Source organism: Pseudovibrio sp. JE062 (genome assembly GCF_000156235.1).
Classification (GTDB): Bacteria; Pseudomonadota; Alphaproteobacteria; order Rhizobiales; family Stappiaceae; genus Pseudovibrio.
Genome location: NZ_DS996810.1, coordinates 378,014 through 396,568, shown reverse-complemented (window position 1 = coordinate 396,568; position 18,555 = coordinate 378,014). Strand labels below are relative to the sequence as shown.

Genomic DNA, 18,555 nt, shown 5'->3' with positions numbered 1-18,555 from the left:
GTTCAATAAAGAACGCAGAAATAACGCAAAGCGCTCAAATCAACGCACACAACAACGCAAACGCGTGAAAGGCTAATGTCTACAATGTACTAGCCATTTGCCGCATTGATTTAGTGCCGCCAATATACCAAATATGACTTAGTGAGATTTGGCCTCAATGGCGAGCGCATGAATGCCTCCGGCGATCTCCTCAGCCACGCATTCGTTTACTGCACGATGCATAGCGACGCGGGACATACCCTCAAAGGCTGTGGATATGATCTTGATCCGGAAGTGGGTTTGTCCCCCTTCGCGCCAGCCGCCATGGCCGCGGTGGCTCTCGGATTCGTCGGTGACTTCAAGAAGCTGCGGCTTGAACGCGGCTTCCAGTTTAGTGATCATGATGTCTCTTGTGCTCATGTTTTCTGTATCTCTCACGAAGGAAACCGTCGTCAAGGCCTTGCCTAACAGGGTCACTTTTTTCTATTTATACCGGCTACCTGCTTTAAGGCAGGTGCTGTTCCAATCGCAAGGCAACTGAAAACCGAAAAATGAAGCAAACTTCCTCCATTTTCGACAGCATTCGCGTTAAGTCAAACAAAGACCGCACTCAGAACACCGACGGGCCTAAGTGCGAATGGGACGGCTGTGACAAGCCTGGCACCCACAAAGCACCGAAAGGTCGCGACCGGGAAGGCCAATACTTTCACTTCTGCGTAGACCACGTAAAGGCCTACAACAAATCATATAATTACTTTTCTGGAATGGATGACGACAGCGTTCGCCAATATCAGCGCGAAGGCATGACCGGCCACCGTCCAACCTGGAAAATGGGTGTTAACTCCAAAGCAGACGCCGCCAACGCCCGCGATGGCAGCCGTTCCAGCATTGGTGGAGACAACGTCAACGACCCGCACGACTTCTTTGCCGGAGCCGCCGGAGGCCGCCGCCAACCACAAGAGCCGCAACGTAAGGTGCTGGCACTTGAGAAAAGGTCATTTGAAACTTTGAACCTTAGGGTAACTGCCCGTGGCGCCGAGATAAAAACCCGCTATAAAGAGCTGGTAAAGATTCATCACCCTGATGCCAACGGCGGAGACCGCTCCTCGGAAGACCGCCTACGCGAGATTATTCAGGCCTACAACGTGCTCAAGAAATCCGGTTACTGCTAGGTCATCCGTTCGACTAGTTCCCAGATCTCTTATGATTTTCTAGATTTTCATTACCCCGATTTCGACGTGGGGCCGCGGAGGAAAAATGATAGATACGATGCAGACCGCTCAAACCCTGCCGACCGAAACTATTTCTGTACGTGAAGTCTTTGGCATCGACAGCGACATGGAAGTGAAAGCATTCGCTGAACCGAATGAGCACGTCCCTGAAGTTGATCCGGACTACCTCTTTGATAAAGCGACAACTCTCGCAATTCTGGCAGGTTTCGCAAAAAACCGTCGCGTGATGGTCTCCGGCTACCATGGTACTGGTAAATCAACCCACATCGAGCAGGTCGCTGCCCGCCTTAACTGGCCTTGTGTGCGCGTAAACCTCGATAGCCATGTCTCTCGTATCGACCTGGTTGGTAAAGACGCCATCGTCGTAAAAGACGGCCACACCGTAACCGAGTTCAAAGACGGCATCCTGCCATGGGCGCTGCAGAACAACGTTGCCCTCGTCTTCGACGAATACGATGCAGGCCGCCCAGACGTGATGTTCGTGATCCAGCGCGTTCTAGAGGTTTCCGGTCGCTTGACCCTCCTCGATCAGAACCGCGTGATCCACCCTCACCCGGCTTTCCGCCTGTTCGCGACAGCAAACACCGTCGGTCTTGGCGATACATCCGGCCTCTACCACGGTACACAGCAGATCAACCAGGGCCAGATGGACCGCTGGTCTATTGTGACCACCCTGAACTACCTGCCTCACGACAACGAGGTAGAGATCGTTCTGGCGAAATCTCCGCACTACAGCGGCGCAGAAGGCCGTTCCATCGTTTCCAAGATGGTCCGCGTGGCAGACATGACGCGCAGCGCCTTCATCAACGGTGAACTGTCTACCGTGATGAGCCCGCGTACAGTGATCACATGGTCAGAAAACGCTGAAATCTTTGGCGATATCGGCTTTGCCTTCCGCCTGACCTTCCTGAACAAGTGTGACGATACCGAGCAAGCGCTGGTTTCTGAGTTCTACCAGCGTTGTTTCGGGGAAGACCTTCCTGAATCAGCGGCAAACATCGTCATGAGCTAAGGGGAGTTATATGGCAGGTACCAGCAACTCCTCTAGTAAGAACAAACCTGCCAGCCAGCCATTCAAGCAAGCGATGGGCTCTACAGTCAGAGCCATCGCAGGCGAACCTGAGCTGGAGGTTGTTTTCTCACCGGATAAACCGGGCATGACCAGCGGGCGCGTACGCCTGCCGGAACCATCCCGTACGATGACAAAGGAAGAAGTCGCGATCACCCGTGGTCTCGGCGACTCCATGGCATTGCGCCTTGCTTGTCACGATCCGGCAGTGCACTCCAAGCACGTCCCACAGGGCGAAAATGCGCGCGCCATCTTCAACGCAGTCGAGCAGGCGCGCGTTGAAGCTCTTGGCGCTGTCCGCATGCCGGGCGCTGGCGACAACATCGACGCCATGCTCGAAGACCGCTACTTCAAAGGCAACTTCGCTGAAATCACCGCCAAAGACGAAGCTCCTATGCAAGATGCGATCGCTTTGCTGGTGCGCGAACGCCTGACAGGACGCGAAGTCCCGAAAAGCGCTCAGCGTATGGTCGATCTCTGGCGTCCTTTCGTTGAGGAAAAAGCTGATCACGAGCTGAACAAACTCGTTACTCGCATGGATGATCAGATCGCATTTGCCAAGCAGATGCGCGATCTCCTCACCTCTCTCGATATGGCCGATGAACTCGGCGAAGAGCCAGAGGACGACGACGAGAACAACGACGAAAGCCAGCAGGATCAGGAAGATCGCTCCGATACGTCCGGTGACATGCAGGAAGATCAGGGTGATCAGGAAGGCGCTCCTGAAGAGATGGAGCTTTCCGGTGAAGAGCAGGAAAGCGGCGAAACCGAAGGCGTGGACAGCGAGATGCAGGACATATCCGAAGAGGATATGTCCGATCAAGCTGAAGAGCCGGGCGAACAGGAACGCCGGGATCATCCGTTCTCCAACCAGCCTTCTGCTGACGAGTACCGCGTCTTCACACAGGCCTTCGATGAGATCATCGCTGCCGAAGATCTCTGCGATCAGGAAGAGCTGGATCGCCTCCGTGGTTTCCTGGATAAACAGCTGGCATCCTTGTCCGGTGCAGTCTCCCGTCTGGCCAACCGCCTACAGCGTAAGCTTATGGCGCAGCAGAGCCGGTCCTGGGACTTCGATCTGGAAGAAGGCATCATCGACAGTGCCCGTCTCCATCGCGTCGTAATCGACCCATTACAACCTCTTGCGTTCAAATGGGAAAACGACACCGAGTTCCGCGATACCGTTGTGACACTGGTGCTCGATAACTCCGGTTCCATGCGTGGTCGCCCGATCACCGTTGCAGCCACATGCGCAGATATTCTAGCGCGTACGCTGGAACGTTGCGGCGTGAAAGTGGAGATCCTCGGCTTCACCACGAAGGCGTGGAAAGGTGGTCAGTCACGTGAGGCTTGGCTCAAGGATGGCAAACCATCCAACCCAGGTCGCCTGAACGACCTGCGCCACATCATCTACAAGTCCGCAGATGCTCCTTGGCGCCGCGCCAAGCGCAATCTAGGCCTGATGATGCGTGAGGGCCTTCTGAAGGAAAACATCGACGGTGAAGCTCTGGATTGGGCACACAAGCGCTTGCTTGCTCGTCCGGAACGTCGCCGCATCCTGATGATGATCTCAGACGGTGCTCCGGTAGATGACTGCACACTCTCTGTGAACCCAGGCAACTATCTGGAAAAGCACCTGCGCAATGTGATCGCCGAGATTGAGAACAGATCTCCGGTCGAACTGATCGCAATCGGCATCGGCCACGACGTGACCCGCTATTACAAACGCGCAGTAACAATCGTGGACGCTGAAGAGCTGGCAGGCGCTATGACAGATCAGCTTGCTGATTTGTTTGACGAACACAGCAGCCAAGATCACGGCAGACGTCGCGGACGCCGATGAAGCTATCTCGACGTATATTTTTGACAGGAGCAGCGGCCGCAGCAACAACTGCAGTCGCTGCTTCTTTGCCTTTTAGCGAGAGTGAAGCTCAACAAAGCGGTTTTCAGCCAATGAAAATCCGCTCCAAGGAGATCAAACGCTTCAAGTTCTCTGGTGGCCAATCAGAGCAATATGGCCCTCTCCTGTTTCTGGGTGGACTTGAGCTGAGTAGCTCCAATGGGCGTTTCGGCGGCTACTCCGGTCTGCTGACACTCAACAATGGCACAGACATCATCGCCGTGTCTGATCGCGGGCACTGGCTGCGTGGCCAGCTCTCACAGTCATCTCGCGGAAAGCCTATAAGGCTCCTCAACGTTGAAACAGCTACTTTGCTGGACAGCAAGGGCAGAAAACTCAAAAAAACCTCCAGAGCCGATACAGAAGGCCTGAGCATTGGCGGCTCCGCCAGCGCACCTCGCATCTTCGTAAGTCACGAAGGCAAAGGTGGTATCATGACGTACCCTCTGAACCTGAAAACAGGCGAAGAGCGCGCAAAACATCTGCTAATCCCGAAAGAGATCAGAGGCCTTGCCAGAAACAAAAGCCTTGAGTCCGTCGCAGTTGGCCCACCAAACTCTCCTTTATCAGGATCGATTATCACCATCGCTGAACGTGGAAAGTCGCTGGGTCACCACAGACCCGCATGGATCATCGGCGGCCCTAAGGAAGGCAAGTTCTGGATTAAAAAGCAAGGCAACTACGATGTCACGGACGCAGCATTCCTGCCCAACGGCGACCTGTTGATCCTTGAGCGCCTGTTCAACCTCTCAGAAGGCCTTGGGATGCGCATCAGGCAACTGGATGGCTCTAACCTGAGGCCGAACCACCTCCATACAGGAAAGACGCTCCTGACCGCTGATTTCAGCTATCAGATTGACAACATGGAGGCTCTGAGCGTTCACAAGAACGCCTTCGGAGAAACTGTTCTCTCCCTCATGTCAGATGACAACAGATCATTCCTGCAACGCACAGTCCTCCTGCGCTTTGTTCTGACAGACAATGATCCTTTCAGAGAACCTTTTAAACGCGCACCCAAAGACGCGAAGATCGTTCCTAAGCCCAAGTCCAAGCCAAGGTAAGCAGGCTTTAACCGCACCCTGAAAACAAAAAAGGCACCGGAGCAAATCCGATGCCTTCTCAAATTCTTTTAAAACGATCAGCTTATCCGCGCTGCGGAGCAGGTACCGCGCCGATTACTCCCAAAGCGATGCGGTAAGGAACAAGCATGCTCATCGCTACGAGGATCTTCACGCTGAAGTCGCCAACTGCCCAGGAAACCCAACGAGGAACTTCCAGAGCGAACACACCAAACAATGGCGCAACCTCTACCGCAAACGCATCGTGATAACCCAGAAACGCAAACTGTGTTGCAAAAGCAAGGCTAAAGAACAGCGCTGTATCGAGCATGGTGCCGAGCGTGGAGGAGACTACAGGAGCCTTCCACCAGCGACCATCACGAAGACGATGGAACACAGTCACGTCTAGCAACTGAGCAATCAAGAATGCACTTCCTGATGCAATTGCAATGCGTGGCGTTGCCAGAACGATAGAGAGAGCAACAGCAACAGCGAAGCCCGCATACACGACTTTGCGCGCAGCAGCAGGACCAAACTGTCGGTTAATCAAATCAGTTACAAGGAATGCCACCGGATAGGTGAAAGCACCCCATGTAAGCAGGTCTGCCAGATTAACAGCCCCGAGCATTCCCTGAACAGGAAATTGAACGAGGTAGTTCGAAGCGACGACCACTGCGGTCATTGCCATAATGGCAAGAGCCAGTGGTCGAGCAGTATTCGACTTAGTCACGCTCAATCCCTTTCAAGAATGATGTGATTAAGCAGCTGCCTGACGACGCTTGATTTCAGTGCGCAGCAGACGTGCTTTTGGAGAAAGTTCAGCTTCTGCAGCTTTCATCAAGAATGCGTCCAGACCACCTCGGTGCTCAACAGAACGAAGAGCGTGTGCAGAGATACGCAGCTTGTAGGTTTCGCCGAGAGTATCGCTCATCAGAGAAACGTTGCAGAGGTTTGGCAAGAACCGACGACGGCTCTTGTTGTTTGCGTGAGACACGTTGTTGCCGGTCATCACGTCTTTACCGGTAAGTTCGCAGCGGCGTGCCATGAGGGTCACCCTTTTAATTTGTAGGCGCCCTCATTTTTGGGCGCATTCTGTTAAAACCGGCAGGTCGCGGACGACATAGTCACGCGGAACCACCTCCGGCCCTGTACGGAAAAGTTGGCTTGCTATAATTAGTACAGCAGAATTCGTCAAGGCTTTGCTGCCTATTTGCCTGTTCGAAGCCCATATTTCAATCAAAACTCGAACAAACTCACATCTCTTAACCACCGTGTTACCATGTTTAGGTAGTTTCATATTTCAATGACTTTGAATTTTTTGTTCAGTTTCCTGAGTTCTCAGGCTGTCAGGCGCCAATGTCTGCGGCTGCGGAGGTACAGTATCGTGCGAGTATCAGTTTCTAAGATTTGCAGTTTTGCAGGCAAATCGAGCGTAATAGCCGTCGCAGCACTTTCATTTGGCACACTATCCACAGCTGCACTGGGGAAAACAGAACGCCTCGGCGGTGTCTACAATATTTCTTATGCAGGTTTCACTGTGGGAAAAGGGTCTTTCTCACTCATCCTCCGAGACAACGCCTACTCCGCAAAAGTCGGCATGGAACCAGCAGGCATCGGAACTCTCTTCTCCACAGGCAAAGGTGGAGCGCAGGCCACAGGCTGGATGAAGGGCGGTAAAATTCTGCCAAGCACCTACACCATGGCCTCCCGCGCATCTAACCGTGACTTCTATGTAAACCTCGGTCAGGGCTCAGGTCACGTCCGCACTACTCAGGTCACTCCGAAATACAAACCTTCCAAGACCCGCGTTAAGGTTACCGGCCAGCACAAACTCAATGCGATAGACCCATTGAGCGCAGCAATCGTTCGCGCACCGTCCCGCTCTAAAGTGCTTGATCCATCAGTATGTAATCGCAAACTGCCAATCTATGATGGCTGGGCACGCTTCAACATCAACATGAAGTTCAAGGAAGTACGCGAGGTCTCCGGCAACGGATACAACGGCCCTGTCGTCGTCTGCTCTGCACGCTGGGAGCCGATTGCCGGGCACCGCCCGGAAAGAAAGTCAGTTCAGTATCTGGCCAACAACGCCAATATTGAGACATGGCTGGCACCGATTGGAAACACGCGCGTTCTCATTCCTTATAAGGTCTCTATTCCAACTGCAACGGGCACACTCGTTCTGGAGGCTTCAAAGCTGAACATGCCGCAAACGTCAGGACTCCGCAAAAAAACAGCTTCCCGCTAGGATTTGCACTTTAATCCAAGATCTTCTTGTTTGAAGGGGTTCAAACACCCACATTTGTGCTGCAAAGCCTTGACAGATGACCCAGCTGTCGCCAGTGTCGCGCCAAAATTATAGCGCGGTCCAACGCCTTTTAGTCGGCGGGTCAAGCCCGCTGATTGTTACGAGTGAATATCCAATATGCGCAGTTACCTCGAATTCGAAAAACCAGTTGCTGACCTTGAAGGCAAAGTACAGGAGTTGAAGATCCTGGCTGAAGGTGGGGAAGCGGTTGATGTGGAAGACGAGATTGCCCGTCTCCAGGAAAAAGCAGATCAGGCACTCAGCGACATCTACTCTCGCTTGACGCCTTGGCAGAAAACTCTGGTGGCCCGCCACCCAGATCGTCCACATTCACTGGACTACATCAACGCTCTGATCACAGACTTCACACCTCTTGCCGGTGACCGTAAATTCTCCGAGGATTGCGCAATTATTGCAGGCTTTGGTCGTTTCCGCGGTCAGTCCGTTGCAATTCTTGGCCAGGAAAAAGGTAACGACACCGAAAGCCGCCTGAAGCACAACTTCGGCATGGCTCGTCCGGAAGGTTACCGCAAAGCCGTCCGTATCATGGAACTGGCTGACCGCTTCAACATCCCTGTTGTCTCCTTCGTAGACACCGCAGGCGCATACCCAGGCATCGGCGCTGAAGAGCGCGGTCAGGCGGAAGCAATCGCTCGCTCTACCGATATGTGCCTTGGCCTTGGCGTTCCAAACATCTCCATCGTCATTGGTGAAGGCGGCTCCGGCGGCGCGATCGCGATCGCAACCACCAACCACGTGGCAATGCTGGAACACTCCATTTATTCTGTGATCTCTCCGGAAGCAGGCGCATCCATTCTGTGGCGCGACAGCACCCGGGCGCAGGACGCAGCCACTAACATGAAGATCACTGCTGAAGACCTCTCCGGCTTCCGCATCATCGACGAGATCATCAAGGAACCAATCGGTGGTGCACACCGCGCAAAAGAGATCGTTATCGATCGCGCAGGATCCAGCATTGAGAACGCCCTGAGCAAGATGGCTGGTCAGTCTGCAGACGACCTTAAGAAGCAGCGTCGGGAGAAGTTCTTACGCATAGGTCGTGAACTCGGCTGATTCGAACCTACGATTTATTGTGGGTATCCACTAAATTTTTTATAAAAGGCATCAGATATACGTCTGATGCCTTTTTTGTTTGATCCAATCAAACTCGGGGGAAAGTGCATCTTGGGGAATACCCCTCAATCTCAGAGAGAATGATCTGTGGTAAGATTCGATCAACCTTAACCCAGATAGTCTAAGTGTAGAGTCGAGATTGGGGTTCGGGCAAACTAGCCCCAGCATGGTGGGTCAAGCACATGATTAAAGTGTTTCAGGGAGAGTCTGGCAAGAACGTAAAGCGTGCCGCTGCGCTTGCGCTGGCACTAACGCTAGCCGCTTGTCAGGGAACAGAGTTTGGCGCTGAAAAGCACCAGCAGCCTGTCAGCAAAAGCCTTTCCAACCGCATGAAGTCCAAGGACATGGAGCTCAAGTCTCCAATCATGGTCCGACTGTTCAAGCAAGAGTCCGAGCTGGAAGTCTGGAAGCAGACCAAATCTGGCGAGTATGCACTGCTTGAAACATTCGATATCTGCAAATGGTCAGGCAAACTCGGCCCGAAATTCAAAGAAGGTGACCGTCAAGCCCCTGAAGGCTTCTATGAAGTCACTCCGGGCCTGATGAACCCGTTCTCTTCTTACTATCTGTCATTCAACCTTGGCTTCCCAAACAAGTTTGACCGTGCACACGATCGCACTGGCTCAAACCTGATGGTCCATGGTGCCTGCTCTTCTCGTGGCTGTTACGCCATGACCGATGAACAAATCGCCGATATCTACGCTCTTGGCCGCGACAGCTTCCTGGGTGGTCAGAGAAAGTTTCAGGTGCAGGCATTCCCGTTCCGCATGACACCAGAAAACATGGCAAAGAACGCAAGTTCCGAGCACTACGAGTTCTGGCGCATGCTGAAGCGTGGTTACGACCACTTTGAGGTCACGAAACGCCCACCAGCCATTGAAGTCTGCGATAAGAAGTATGTCTTCAACGCGAAAGCAGACCGTCGTGGCACCAAGTTCAATTCCCGCGCAGCCTGCCCGGCTTACACAGTGCCTGAACACATCGCAGTCGCAGTTGCTGAAAAGCAGGCCAGAGACGCGCGTAAGACAGCTGAAATCCAGATCGCAATGGAAAACAGCAAACGCCGCAAAGAGAAGATTGCAGCATTCTTTGGTGGTACCTCCACAACCGATGTTGCAAAGGCAGAAGCACCAAATGCAACACCTGTGAATGTTGAAGCCGCAAAAGTTCTAGCACTTGCAGCTGAAGAGCCATCCCCGGTTCCAAAGAAAGCATCTGAGACAGAGCGTGCCTTCAACTACTTCACATCCCTGTTCTCAAATAGCCGTATTGGCGAAGAGAACAAGGTTGTTGCAGAGGTCAAGGATCCGTTCCCGGCTGCCCCTGCACCACGCATCAAACCACAATTGTGACGCTGCGTTAATCGAAACCTAGCCTGGCTCATGTACGCTGATCTCAACGAAGATCAACAAGTCAGGTTAGGCAGATGCCAGGCTCAAAAACCTTCTTTGGCAAGTATCACAGCAAAGAGTACATCAACGAACGCCGCCATTTGCGCGGCCTTCTGGGCTATTACATCAAGTACATCCCCATGTCGTGGGGTGTCCGGCTTGGCCTCTCCTCCGGCATCCTGACCAGATATGGGGTTGAATTCACCCCCAACGTCTTCGACGCAACCTTCCGCATGTGCTGCGAAGGCGGTTACGGCACATTTCTCTCCAGCTATATGGTGGACTACGAAAAGCCTTTCATCATGCTGGACATCGGTGCCAATCAAGGCCTCTTTAGCCTGCTTGCCGCTCAAAACACCAAATGCCAGCAAGTCATAGCCTTTGAACCTGTTGCCACCACATTTCAGCTGCTGGAACAAAACATCGAACTCAACCTTGCCGCCTCTCGCATTAAGGCAGTGCAGGCAGCAGTTTCTGACCATGCCGGACAAGCCCGGATCTTCCTCAGCAAAACCCACAGCGGCGGCGCATCACTCAGCCAAAGCACAGTTCACTCCTCCGGCAAAACAGAAGAGATCGAAACCGTATCAGCGCAGCAACTCAATGATATGGTCACGGATGACGTTGATGTGGTGGTTAAGCTGAACGCAGAAGGCCACGAAGAAACCGTCGTCAAAGAACTCATAAAGACGAACTTCTTCCCACAGGTTCAGGCGATCTTCTATGAAAGAGATGTTCGGTGGGCTGATCCCAACATGCTCAAGAACCTGTTGGAGGAACAAGGTTTCAAGAGCTTCAAACGCGTTGGTAAGGAGCCGCGCCTTGATGTCCTTGCAAGTCGGGAAGCTGACGAAGCTTAAGCCCAGATAGCCATCCGCAGCCCGCGCTCATCACGCCCAAAGTCAGTGGGAAATGGCTCCGCTTGCCCAGTCAACAACCGCTCTGCAATCACTGAATTAACAGCAGCATCCATCAGATCATCTCGTGCTGCCCCTTTAGGTGGCTTCTGATCCAGAAAGCTGGCGGTATAGCCATACTGCACAAGCAAGTCCCGCCGTGCATCTAAGCCCGCAGGATAGCTGCTTCCTTTGACCTTCTTAGGGATCGCAATCGCTTCCTGGCCGTTTAAACGCCAGAAGGCCACCTCGGGATGAACTTCAAACACCCGCTCTTCCAGCTCAGGTGTCATCAACTGATCAATCTCGCGGATTTTCGGAAAGATATGGAATGCCTGTTTGGAGACCTTCTTCGGCGGCGTGGAATGCGCCAAAGCAGCTGAACATGCCTCGCGATAATCTTCGCAATAGATCGCAGCTCGTGCGGGAATGGAAAATACCGTTGATTGCCGCATCCCAAGAAGCGGGCGAACCGCCTTCTCCGGTCCACGCCCAACACTGCCAATCTGCTCAGGCAGTCCAATCGGCATATCGACTGCTATCTTTTGAGGCTTAAACTCTGAAGCCAGCAAATCAGCAAAATGCGGGAAGATTTTCACTTCAGAAGGTCTGTCAGAACCAACCCACCGGAAAACAGCAATCCACCCGGCTTTGCAACCATCAACTCCAGCCACACAGGCTGGCGTAGATTGAGCTGTCTCAGGCACGCTCAGGCGCCTCAACCACGCGGCGACTATTCACCAAAGCCATAGGCTGGATCAGTGGATCCTGATGCTCAGAATAAAGCAAATCGTCCGAACCGACTTTTACAGAGCGAGCAACCAGCTCAAATGTTGAAGCAGTCGCTTTCTTCAGCGCCTCTTCATCACTCTGGCCACTCAAACTGCGCGCCAGATAAAGCGCTGCCAGCAAATCGCCAGTCCCATGCGGAGCGCCCTGCACTTCTGCATGCTCAATCGCCAGACTTCCGCGCGGGCCAACCAACAAGTTGGAAATGGAATTACGCCGGATCGCAGGAGAAGACGTCACAATCGTCCGCTCCACCTGCAGTGTACGCGCTGCAGCAACAGCTTCATTTTCCATCTCAGTACCAAACCCACTCAGCCACGCAAGCTCATAGCGGTTTGGCGTGATGACATCTGCCAGAGGCAGCAGCTGATCACGAATAGCTTCAGCGATAGGCTCAGCAACATAAAGCCCGCCCTTGTCACCGATCACAGGATCGCAGAGATAAACCGCATCATCATTACGGCTCTTCACTTCTTCCACGATCTTCGCCACCTCAGTAACCTGAGCGGCGTTTGCCATGTAACCAGAGATGACACCTTTGACGGAGCTGAGCCGGTCACTGGTACAAATCTGCTGGGCAATCTGCGTAAACGCTTCTTCACTGGCAGAAATCCGCTCACCAGCTCCTTGTCCCGGATGCCACGGCAGCAAAATCGTAGGCAACATCCAGACATTGAAGCCCATGCGCTCCAGTGCAAACACAGCGCTACGCGTGCCAACACAGCCACTGACGACCTGCGAGGAGATCACCAGAACCGAAGGCTTTTCCTTCGGGGCATTATCTCTGATTTTGTGCTCTACTTTTCTGACAAACCGCTCAAGCGACATCTAGGAAATCTCGTGTTCTGAAGAAACGCCGGTACCATAGCGCTTCTCGATATAATCCAGAACCATCGCTTTAAATTCATTAGCGATGTTCGGCCCACGCAGGGTAACAGTTTTAACACCGTCAACAAACACAGGTGCAGCAGGTGTTTCACCCGTACCCGGCAGCGAAATACCAATGTCAGCATGCTTGGATTCACCTGGACCATTCACGATACAGCCCATAACCGCAACGTTGAGCTCTTCGACACCCGGATACTGCTCACGCCACTTCGGCATGCTCTCGCGAATATGTTCCTGAATGTCCTGCGCCAACTCCTGAAAGACGGTGGAAGTTGTACGGCCACAGCCCGGACATGCCGCAACAATCGGCACAAAGCTGCGGAAACCCATAGTCTGCAACAGTTCTTGAGAAACCTGAACCTCACGGGTACGATCTCCACCCGGCTCAGGTGTGAGAGAAATACGAATAGTATCACCAATACCCTGCTGCAGCAGAATGCCCATGGAGGCAGAAGAAGCCACAATACCCTTCGTTCCCATGCCAGCTTCAGTCAGGCCAAGGTGAAGCGCATAATCACAGCGCTGCGCCAGATCGGTGTAAACAGCAATCAGATCCTGAACCTGAGACACCTTCGCAGACAAGATGATCTTGTCACGACCAAGTCCCAGCTCTTCAGCACGTTGAGCAGACAGCAAACCAGACTGACAAATCGCTTCGCGCATCACTTCCTGCGCAGTCAGCGGAGAGCCCTCTTCCTGGTTCTTATCCATCAGATGGGTCAGCAGCTCCTGATCAAGAGAGCCCCAGTTCACGCCGATGCGCACAGGCTTATCGTGCTTCATCGCCATTTCGATGATCTGACCGAACTGCTTATCCTTCTTGGTTTTGAAACCAACGTTCCCCGGATTGATCCGGTACTTGTCGAGCGCCTCAGCACAATCAGGATGATCTGCGAGCAGCTTGTGCCCGATGTAATGGAAGTCTCCGACCAGCGGAACATTGACGCCGATGCGCTGCAAACGCTCTTTAATGCGTGGCACAGCAGCGGCAGCTTCATCACGGTCAACCGTAATACGCACCAGCTCAGAGCCAGCACGTGCCAATGCAGACACCTGCGCGACAGTGGAGTCCACGTCTGCAGTATCGGTATTGGTCATGGACTGAACAACAACAGGCGCTTCACCGCCAACAATCACCCCACCAACGTCGACAGCCACAGAACGACGGCGCGGAAACGGGGAAGAAATATAGGTTTGGCTCTTGTTAGTCATGATCATTCCACTGGGATAAATCTTTAGGCAAGCAAGTGCAGCATGCAGCCCGCCCTGTCAACTTTTTAGCGCACTCTCAACTCAGTTTGATGTCATCTTCAGACACCATCATGCTCCCCAAGATTTCACAGTAAACCTCTCCTCGGATTGATGCTAGGTCCTCAGCATCATCGGGAAACACAAAATGCCAGAGAGCTTTTGACGCAACGCACGCATCTCTAACCTTACATTAAGGACAAAAGACAGATTGGCGGTCACTTCTGACCTTTTTGCACTGCACGCTAGATAACTATGCTTTTTGCTAATGCAACCAGACTAAAAAGTGGCGCAAGCTCACACCAACTCATTTTTCAATACATTTGGTCAGGAGACTCAAAATGCTCTCAGGGAAAACCGCTGTAATCACTGGCTCCACCTCCGGCATCGGCCTTGCCTATGCCCGTGCAATGGCGGAGCAAGGCGCCAACATCATGATCAACGGCTTTGGGGATGCAGACGCAATCGAGAAAGAGCGCGCAGGTATCGAAGCCGACTTTGGCGTGAAATGCGTTTATTCTTCAGCAGACATGACCAAGCCTGACGAAATTCACGCTATGATCCACGAGGCCCACAAAACCCTTGGCTCTGTCGATGTTCTCGTCAACAACGCAGGTATTCAGCACGTTGAAGCGATTGAACATTTCCCGGTCGAAAAATGGGACGCCATCATCGCGATCAACCTGTCTTCCGCATTCCACACCATCCGCACGGCAGTGCCTTACATGCGCGAAGCAGGCTGGGGCCGTATCATCAACACCGCCTCCGCACATGCTCTCGTCGCGTCTCCGTTCAAGGCAGCTTACGTCTCAGCCAAACACGGCATCGCAGGTCTGACCAAAACAGTTGCGCTGGAAGTGGCAGAAAACAACATCACAGTGAATGCCATCTGCCCGGGCTATGTCTGGACCCCTCTCGTCGAGAAGCAGATCCCAGACACTATGAAAGCACGCAATATGACTGAGGAGCAGGTGAAAAAGGAAGTCCTGCTGGCCGCTCAGCCAACCAAAGAGTTCGTAACAGTAGATCAGGTTGCTGGTCTTGCCGTGTTCTTGTGCTCTGATACGGCAGCTTCAATCACTGGCACATTGTTGCCAATCGATGGTGGCTGGACAGCTCAATAACCAAACCTACGATTTCCCAGCTGTTCTAATCTGGCGACCCACGGAGGTCCATATGGCAACGCCTCGGAAGACTGCGAAGAAAGAACGGAAGAAAATCAATCTGGCCTTACAAGGTGGAGGAGCCCATGGCGCCTTCACCTGGGGCGTTCTGGATTGGCTCCTGGAAAACGAAGACTGGGAAATCATCGGCATTTCTGGCACCAGCGCCGGAGCCATGAACGCCGTTGTAATGGCAGATGGCCTCGTGGAAGGCGGTCAGGAAGGTGCTCGCAAAGCCCTCACTCGCTTCTGGAAGTCTGTCAGCGCCGCGGGTGAAACCAGCCCGTTCCAGCGTAACCCGCTGGATGTGTTCATGGGAAACTGGAGCTTGGACAACTCTCCCATGTATCTCGCTTGGGACCTCGCTTCACGCGTTGTCTCGCCATACCAGCTCAATCCCATGAATTACAATCCGCTCCGTGATCTAGTCGAACAGCAGATCAACTTCGAACGTGTTCGTAGCTGTAAAGAAGTGGATGTCTACGTCGCTGCCACCAATGTGCGCACAGGTAAGATCAAAATCTTCGCTAATGAAGAGCTGACACTCGACGCTGTTATGGCCTCCTCTGCCTTGCCACACATGTATCAGGCCGTCGAAATTGGAGACGAAGCGTATTGGGACGGCGGTTTCATGGGCAACCCACCACTCTTTCCTCTGTTCAAGCAAGGCGGACACACGGACGTTCTGCTCATCCAGATCAATCCGGTTGAAAGAAACGAGCTGCCGCACACGGCCCAGGAAATCTCAGAGCGCCTGAACGAGATCACATTCAACTCCACCTTGTTACGCGAGCTGCGTGCGATCGAGTTTGTGACACGACTGATTCAGGAAGGACGTCTGGACACGGACAAATATACCCGCGTGTTCATGCATCGCATCGAAGCAACAAAGGATTTAGCCCCATTTGGCGCCTCATCAAAATTAAATCCACAATGGGAATTTGTGGAACTGCTCCACGACATCGGCAGGCAGGCAGCTAAAAAATGGGCCCACGATAACTACGACCATATCGGCAAACAAAGCACGCTCAACCTCGATCACGAGTTTAACTGAGCGTAAATGTAATGGTTAACACCCCCAAACCGCGTTGCAAATTGCGAAGCGGCAAAGGTAATCAAGCTGTAAAATTAACCTGCATTTTGGATGAAAACGACGCAGTCACCCCAGATCTTGTGCCAAATTTTTCTCGCAAAACTGGCACAGCTTTTGCTCTTAAATAAGCAGCTGATATCAAGGTACTGCGTAATCAGCTTTAGAGAATATAGAGAGGGTTTTTGAGCGTTCTTTCAAAGCCCTCTTTTTCTTTGGCCAATGCATCCACGCTACACACAGGCCTATTCGAAAAAAATCGTTTTATCCCTAAAAAACTCTTTCAAAAAAATCAGCGTGCCAACCTTTTGGCAAGATTTTGGCGTTAGGAAAGACACGCTGATTGTTGAGTTATGCGTATTCAGCGCTACGGCGGGAGAAGCAGGCGTTTGCGACCCGACTTGCTTCTTCCGCTCACAAGCCTTCAAGCACATCTCTTAGCCCTTGATTTAGTAAGGAACCCTCGCTCTAGCAAGGGCAAAGGGCCTTATTCGACGGATATCACACCACGATCCGCGTTGCACGTAAAGCGTGTTCACTATTTCACGATTACAATCCTGGCGTTTGAAGGCCCATTCGCCTGAATCAAACTGAACAGCCTCTTCGCATTTTTCGGGTGCAACCGAACACAACCATGCGACGCAGGCGCACCCAACCGCTTGACCACATCCGTTCCATGAATGGCATAGCCTTTGTAGAAGAACACTGAGTAAGGCATCGGAGCGCCGTTGTATTTCCTGGAGAAATAACGCTTGTGCATCCGGGTTGGTTTGAAGGTTCCAACTGGCGTCCTGTACCCACGCCGCGCAGTCGAGACAGGCCATGAATGACGCACCTTCCCATCGACAAAAATCCGCATGGTCTGTTCGGAGATATCAATTTTGGCCAGCACTTTGGAAGACGAAGCCTTCGCTGGAACCATAAGAAGTAAGCAAATAAACAATAGTCCAGAAATAGTAATTATTGTACGCATACTGAAGCCCCCCTCACTCAACGCAATACTCATCGTGAACTAACACGAGCCCTAACCTGAGTCTTTCATTAAGTTATTCTAAGGGGATTATTACCGACGGCGACAAAGCTGATACTTCAATAATGAGGTAATACAACTCTCAATATCAATACTGCATGCATGCTTATATTTTCATGAATATACACCCAGCTTCACTTCAAGCAGCGTTTTATTTTTAGATAGCTAGATGAAAACTCACCACGGGCAGCAAAAAGAAAAGCCCGGAACCAAGTCCGGGCTTAATTCGTAAATCGATCTATATGCGCTAGTCGCTCTAGAACATGTCCCAGGCAAAGCGATAGGTTGCACCAAATCCAACGGACCACATGTTGTCGTTCTGCGTGATCGGGCTATCCGCAGCCTCACCAATCAAACGGTCATATCCACCCTGCAGGTGCAGACCAATTGTGTCGGTAAGCGCATAGCTGGCACGAACAACACCGCCAACGCTCTTAAAGCCACCTTCAGCAGTAAATGGACCGCCAGCTGCTCCAGCCGGTACGCTGAAATAAGTGTTCATGTAAGAACCGTCCGCCGCATCAACACGCGGACCGAACACAAATGTCAGGCGGTCAGTTACCTCAGTAATCACATCGATACCGGCACGGCCAACAAAACCGCGGTGACCGTTAAAGCCATGGCGCACTTCAATAAAGGCACGGAACCAATCATGACGGAAACCACCACCAAGACCAATTTCACCGGCCCAAGGCACTCGGCTCGTACCATCCAAAGATCTGGAATCTGAAGGATTACGCTCCCCTACAAAGCCAAAGGATGGGTAGATGAAGACACCCTGCGTTTCCCCTTCCTTCACCTGACCAAATCCTGGCAAATAAAATCTGGAGAAAGCAATCAACGGCAACGGGTAGATGATGTACTCATCGGCGCCGTCATATTTTGGATTAACAAATCCAGCAACGCCGATATCCATTACGTATCTCTTGCTGGCTTGCTCGTCAGTCAGGTCGCCCGGCGTGAAATTATCTTCTGCCAGCGCGTGACTGGAAACGGAAGCAAGCGCTAAGCCTGCAAGAATACGAAATGAGGCGGTCATAGGTGCAGCCTTGATCGGAAGAAACAATTACCACCTATGATATACGTTTTGCCCCGATTTGCAGACCTGTAGTTTCAGGAGTTTTCTACAGACTGTTGCGCATAGGCACCACAAAAATGAACCAGAGACAGTTTTTTCATCTCAATTCACATTGGGTGAGTAAAACATGGTCATCAATTCCACGTGAAGCTGGCGTATTTTCTTCAAAATCTTCAGTAAACACCTCGATAAAAAGCCCAGTTGAATCAACAGGCACACGATCTTTGTAGATATTTTCCTAGGCTTCTGGACAAACGCAACGTCAATTTCAAATATCGGGAAAAATAATCCGCTTGGTTTCA

18 protein-coding genes are annotated in these 18,555 nt (G+C 52.2%); 10 read left to right on the top strand and 8 right to left on the bottom strand.

Annotated elements, in window-relative coordinates; all coding sequences use genetic code 11:
* Positions 1 to 138 precede the first annotated feature (138 nt).
* Positions 139 to 399 (bottom strand): BolA family transcriptional regulator, encoded by a 261-nt coding sequence (locus PJE062_RS16585; RefSeq protein ID WP_008550622.1) that lies wholly within the window; start codon positions 397 to 399, stop codon positions 139 to 141.
* A gap of 131 nt (positions 400 to 530) precedes the next feature.
* Here PJE062_RS16585 and PJE062_RS16580 point away from each other — a divergent pair, with 131 nt between their 5' ends.
* From PJE062_RS16580 to PJE062_RS16565, 4 genes are all read left to right on the top strand, one after another.
* On the top strand, positions 531 to 1,151 hold the full coding sequence (locus PJE062_RS16580; protein ID WP_008550542.1) for a J domain-containing protein: 621 nt from the start codon (positions 531 to 533) through the stop codon (positions 1,149 to 1,151).
* An 85-nt stretch (positions 1,152 to 1,236) separates the two neighbouring features.
* Positions 1,237 to 2,223, top strand: a complete 987-nt coding sequence (gene cobS, locus PJE062_RS16575) for a cobaltochelatase subunit CobS (protein WP_008550179.1) — start codon at positions 1,237 to 1,239, stop codon at positions 2,221 to 2,223.
* Between the two features lie 10 nt (positions 2,224 to 2,233).
* Positions 2,234 to 4,123, top strand: a complete 1,890-nt coding sequence (gene cobT, locus PJE062_RS16570; protein WP_008550628.1) for a cobaltochelatase subunit CobT — start codon at positions 2,234 to 2,236, stop codon at positions 4,121 to 4,123.
* 110 nt (positions 4,124 to 4,233) lie between these two features.
* Positions 4,234 to 5,241 carry an esterase-like activity of phytase family protein gene (locus PJE062_RS16565; protein WP_208982355.1) on the top strand — a complete coding sequence of 336 codons (1,008 nt, stop codon included), beginning with the start codon at positions 4,234 to 4,236 and terminating at the stop codon, positions 5,239 to 5,241.
* Between the two features lie 82 nt (positions 5,242 to 5,323).
* On the opposite strand, the gene PJE062_RS16560 is transcribed toward PJE062_RS16565, so the two are convergent.
* Together PJE062_RS16560 and rpmB are read right to left on the bottom strand one after the other, a co-directional pair.
* A complete protein-coding gene (locus PJE062_RS16560; RefSeq protein WP_008550233.1) occupies positions 5,324 to 5,926 on the bottom strand; it encodes a VUT family protein in 603 nt (200 codons plus the stop codon).
* 69 nt (positions 5,927 to 5,995) lie between these two features.
* A complete protein-coding gene (rpmB, locus tag PJE062_RS16555) occupies positions 5,996 to 6,283 on the bottom strand; it encodes a 50S ribosomal protein L28 (protein WP_008550259.1) in 288 nt (95 codons plus the stop codon).
* A gap of 339 nt (positions 6,284 to 6,622) precedes the next feature.
* Between rpmB and PJE062_RS16550 the strand changes: the two genes are divergently transcribed.
* The 4 genes from PJE062_RS16550 (at position 6,623) to PJE062_RS16535 (ending at position 10,931) form a co-directional block, all read left to right on the top strand.
* Positions 6,623 to 7,486 carry a DUF3108 domain-containing protein gene (locus tag PJE062_RS16550; RefSeq protein WP_008550147.1) on the top strand — a complete coding sequence of 288 codons (864 nt, stop codon included), beginning with the start codon at positions 6,623 to 6,625 and terminating at the stop codon, positions 7,484 to 7,486.
* A 177-nt stretch (positions 7,487 to 7,663) separates the two neighbouring features.
* Positions 7,664 to 8,620, top strand: a complete 957-nt coding sequence (locus PJE062_RS16545; RefSeq protein ID WP_008550517.1) for an acetyl-CoA carboxylase carboxyltransferase subunit alpha — start codon at positions 7,664 to 7,666, stop codon at positions 8,618 to 8,620.
* 242 nt (positions 8,621 to 8,862) lie between these two features.
* On the top strand, positions 8,863 to 10,032 hold the full coding sequence (locus PJE062_RS16540) for a transcriptional regulator (protein WP_008550308.1): 1,170 nt from the start codon (positions 8,863 to 8,865) through the stop codon (positions 10,030 to 10,032).
* A gap of 74 nt (positions 10,033 to 10,106) precedes the next feature.
* Positions 10,107 to 10,931 (top strand): FkbM family methyltransferase, encoded by an 825-nt coding sequence (locus tag PJE062_RS16535; protein WP_083793267.1) that lies wholly within the window; start codon positions 10,107 to 10,109, stop codon positions 10,929 to 10,931.
* On the opposite strand, the gene PJE062_RS16530 is transcribed toward PJE062_RS16535, so the two are convergent.
* The 3 genes from PJE062_RS16530 to ispG are packed head-to-tail and all read right to left on the bottom strand — an operon-like array spanning position 10,928 to position 13,862.
* The gene (locus PJE062_RS16530; protein WP_037037319.1) at positions 10,928 to 11,674 is read right to left on the bottom strand and encodes a DUF429 domain-containing protein; all 747 of its coding nucleotides are present in this window, start codon (positions 11,672 to 11,674) and stop codon (positions 10,928 to 10,930) included. The genes PJE062_RS16535 and PJE062_RS16530 overlap by 4 nt on opposite strands.
* A complete protein-coding gene (pdxY, locus tag PJE062_RS16525; RefSeq protein ID WP_050773939.1) occupies positions 11,667 to 12,584 on the bottom strand; it encodes a pyridoxal kinase in 918 nt (305 codons plus the stop codon). Before pdxY ends, PJE062_RS16530 begins: the two co-directional genes overlap by 8 nt.
* The gene (gene ispG / locus PJE062_RS16520; protein ID WP_008550310.1) at positions 12,585 to 13,862 is read right to left on the bottom strand and encodes a flavodoxin-dependent (E)-4-hydroxy-3-methylbut-2-enyl-diphosphate synthase; all 1,278 of its coding nucleotides are present in this window, start codon (positions 13,860 to 13,862) and stop codon (positions 12,585 to 12,587) included.
* 371 nt (positions 13,863 to 14,233) lie between these two features.
* Here ispG and PJE062_RS16515 point away from each other — a divergent pair, with 371 nt between their 5' ends.
* On the top strand, positions 14,234 to 15,016 hold the full coding sequence (locus tag PJE062_RS16515) for a 3-hydroxybutyrate dehydrogenase (RefSeq protein ID WP_008550696.1): 783 nt from the start codon (positions 14,234 to 14,236) through the stop codon (positions 15,014 to 15,016).
* 52 nt (positions 15,017 to 15,068) lie between these two features.
* Complete coding sequence (locus tag PJE062_RS16510) at positions 15,069 to 16,109, top strand: patatin-like phospholipase family protein (protein ID WP_008550652.1); 1,041 nt, start codon at positions 15,069 to 15,071, stop codon at positions 16,107 to 16,109.
* Between the two features lie 574 nt (positions 16,110 to 16,683).
* Here the strand turns inward: PJE062_RS16510 and PJE062_RS16500 are convergent.
* Both PJE062_RS16500 and PJE062_RS16495 read right to left on the bottom strand, forming a co-directional pair.
* Positions 16,684 to 17,118: a L,D-transpeptidase gene (locus tag PJE062_RS16500; RefSeq protein WP_037037408.1), complete on the bottom strand. Its 435-nt coding sequence runs from the start codon at positions 17,116 to 17,118 to the stop codon at positions 16,684 to 16,686.
* Between the two features lie 313 nt (positions 17,119 to 17,431).
* Positions 17,432 to 18,214, bottom strand: a complete 783-nt coding sequence (locus tag PJE062_RS16495; RefSeq protein ID WP_037037313.1) for a MipA/OmpV family protein — start codon at positions 18,212 to 18,214, stop codon at positions 17,432 to 17,434.
* Positions 18,215 to 18,555 lie beyond the last annotated feature (341 nt).

Excerpts from the sequence above, each read along its gene's own strand:
- PJE062_RS16585 (WP_008550622.1), bottom strand. The coding sequence starts at position 399 with ATGAGCACAAGAGACATCATGATCACTAAACTGGAAGCCGCGTTCAAG.
- PJE062_RS16580 (WP_008550542.1), top strand. The coding sequence starts at position 531 with ATGAAGCAAACTTCCTCCATTTTCGACAGCATTCGCGTTAAGTCAAAC.
- cobS (WP_008550179.1), top strand. The coding sequence starts at position 1,237 with ATGATAGATACGATGCAGACCGCTCAAACCCTGCCGACCGAAACTATT.
- cobT (WP_008550628.1), top strand. The coding sequence starts at position 2,234 with ATGGCAGGTACCAGCAACTCCTCTAGTAAGAACAAACCTGCCAGCCAG.
- PJE062_RS16565 (WP_208982355.1), top strand. The coding sequence starts at position 4,234 with ATGAAAATCCGCTCCAAGGAGATCAAACGCTTCAAGTTCTCTGGTGGC.
- PJE062_RS16560 (WP_008550233.1), bottom strand. The coding sequence starts at position 5,926 with ATGGCAATGACCGCAGTGGTCGTCGCTTCGAACTACCTCGTTCAATTT.
- rpmB (WP_008550259.1), bottom strand. The coding sequence starts at position 6,283 with ATGGCACGCCGCTGCGAACTTACCGGTAAAGACGTGATGACCGGCAAC.
- PJE062_RS16545 (WP_008550517.1), top strand. The coding sequence starts at position 7,664 with ATGCGCAGTTACCTCGAATTCGAAAAACCAGTTGCTGACCTTGAAGGC.
- PJE062_RS16540 (WP_008550308.1), top strand. The coding sequence starts at position 8,863 with ATGATTAAAGTGTTTCAGGGAGAGTCTGGCAAGAACGTAAAGCGTGCC.
- PJE062_RS16535 (WP_083793267.1), top strand. The coding sequence starts at position 10,107 with ATGCCAGGCTCAAAAACCTTCTTTGGCAAGTATCACAGCAAAGAGTAC.
- pdxY (WP_050773939.1), bottom strand. The coding sequence starts at position 12,584 with ATGTCGCTTGAGCGGTTTGTCAGAAAAGTAGAGCACAAAATCAGAGAT.
- ispG (WP_008550310.1), bottom strand. The coding sequence starts at position 13,862 with ATGATCATGACTAACAAGAGCCAAACCTATATTTCTTCCCCGTTTCCG.
- PJE062_RS16515 (WP_008550696.1), top strand. The coding sequence starts at position 14,234 with ATGCTCTCAGGGAAAACCGCTGTAATCACTGGCTCCACCTCCGGCATC.
- PJE062_RS16510 (WP_008550652.1), top strand. The coding sequence starts at position 15,069 with ATGGCAACGCCTCGGAAGACTGCGAAGAAAGAACGGAAGAAAATCAAT.
- PJE062_RS16500 (WP_037037408.1), bottom strand. The coding sequence starts at position 17,118 with ATGCGTACAATAATTACTATTTCTGGACTATTGTTTATTTGCTTACTT.
- PJE062_RS16495 (WP_037037313.1), bottom strand. The coding sequence starts at position 18,214 with ATGACCGCCTCATTTCGTATTCTTGCAGGCTTAGCGCTTGCTTCCGTT.